Source organism: Kluyvera cryocrescens NBRC 102467 (assembly GCF_001571285.1).
Classification (GTDB): Bacteria; Pseudomonadota; Gammaproteobacteria; order Enterobacterales; family Enterobacteriaceae; genus Kluyvera; species Kluyvera cryocrescens.
On sequence record NZ_BCTM01000080.1, the window covers coordinates 1 to 1,696 of the forward strand.

Below are 1,696 nucleotides of genomic sequence, written 5' to 3' on the forward strand. Positions count from 1 at the left end.
ACCCGGTAACTATCATCTTGAGTCCAACCCGAGAAAGCACGACAAAGCGCCACTGGCAGCAGCCACTGGTAACTGGGATATACGAGAGAGAGATTCAGAGGTCTTGAAGTATGGGCCTGACTGCGGCTACACTGAAAGAACAGTTTCGGTATCTGCGGTCTCGTATACCCAGTTACCTGGTTAAGCAGTTCCCCAACTGACTTAACCTTCGATCAAACCACCTCCCCAGGTGGTTTTTTCGTTTTCAGAGCAAGAGATTACGACTGAAACGACAGGATCACAAGAAGATCATTAACTCCGAGAGTAGTAACCCCCACCATGTTTGCCTATCAACACACTTAGGAAACATTACTTGCGTTTAGTTATACGACTTCTAGCTCTCCATAACAGATCCTCATTTTCTGCTGATGGATTTCGACGGTATCGTTCCTCCGCTTTCCGTACTCCATATTCAGGAAACACCCTGACAGCAACCATTTGTATAAAGACATAACACACCAAAAGCAAAAATAAAAAACCAATAAACTCAAACATATATCACCCTCTTTTCTTCTCATTTCTCATGCGTGTAGCCACCATTATTTTATAGTTAGCACTCGTAGGGTTCTCCATATATTTACGGGTAGCACGTTCGACGGCAGATTCGGATGAACTAAAAAAAAGCATAAATAATTTAAATGCAATAACGGCGACTACCACTACACCAATAAATGTAAGCATCACTCTTACTCCTGTTATCAACATTAAACATAACATCCGTTGGCCGCACCGCCTCAAACGCCCTCAGCGCGTTTCTGAGGCCTCCGGCCTGAAACATACACCTTTCTGTGCCCATATCGAGAAAAAACGCCCCTGATGATTTCTGCGTACCTGCATGGCTATGCACGCGGGTGAATGGCAGACGATTTCGGAGTGTCAGCACCACTAAACCGCCAAAAGGCGCAATCAGCGGCGCGGCGCGCGCGGACGTGACCAGGCAAACTCGGACTGCTGCCGCTCATCCTCACGTAATGCACGCTGGCGGTCGGCGTAACGCTGCGACTCAATCTGCGCACGCGCTCTGTTCAGGACGATATGCCGGTTCGGCTGATTTAGCTTTTTGCCTGACGCTCTCTCAGCTGCGGCAATAGCATCATCAAGAAATTTTTTCTCTGCAGGTGTCAGGTTTGTCAGTCTGTTCATAGCATTCTCCCGTCAGAATAACTCCGCACAGTCTGCCAGACACAGCAGAACCGATGAAGCGCTGGCGGTGCTGAAAGACAGCCAGAAACGGTGAACGGGAGCGGATTTTAATCCGGTGACGTGAGACGTTGGGCAAGCCGCAGGCGCGGCAGTGGTTTTAGCGGGTTTCGGGGCGCAGCCCTGAACCAGTCACGCAGCGCTAGCGGAGTGTATACTGGCTTACTATGTTGGCACGGATGAGGGTGTCAGTGAAGTGCTTCATGTGGCAGGAGAAAAAAGGCGGCACCGGCGCGTCAGCAGAATATGTGATACAGGATATATTCCGCTTCCTCGCTCACTGACTCGCTACGCTCGGTCGTTCGACTGCGGCGAGCGGAAATGGCTTACGAACGGGGCGGAGATTTCCTGGAGGATGCCAGGAAGAGACTTAACAGGGAAGCGATAGGGCCGCGGCGAAGCCGTTTTTCCATAGGCTCCGCCCCCCTGACAAGCATCACGAAACCTGACGCTCAAA

General features: G+C 50.5%; 2 protein-coding genes. Both read right to left on the reverse strand.

Features of this window, described 5'->3' with window-relative positions:
- Positions 1 to 537: 537 nt before the first annotated feature.
- A complete protein-coding gene (locus KCR01S_RS23550; protein ID WP_016265984.1) occupies positions 538 to 720 on the reverse strand; it encodes a hypothetical protein in 183 nt (60 codons plus the stop codon).
- A 225-nt stretch (positions 721 to 945) separates the two neighbouring features.
- Entirely contained in the window at positions 946 to 1,182 is a 237-nt protein-coding gene (locus KCR01S_RS23555; protein WP_001676031.1) for a hypothetical protein, read from the reverse strand.
- Between the last annotated feature and the right edge of the window lie 514 nt (positions 1,183 to 1,696).

Coding starts and splice junctions, on each gene's coding strand:
- KCR01S_RS23550 (WP_016265984.1), bottom strand. CDS start 720: ATGCTTACATTTATTGGTGTAGTGGTAGTCGCCGTTATTGCATTTAAA.
- KCR01S_RS23555 (WP_001676031.1), bottom strand. CDS start 1,182: ATGAACAGACTGACAAACCTGACACCTGCAGAGAAAAAATTTCTTGAT.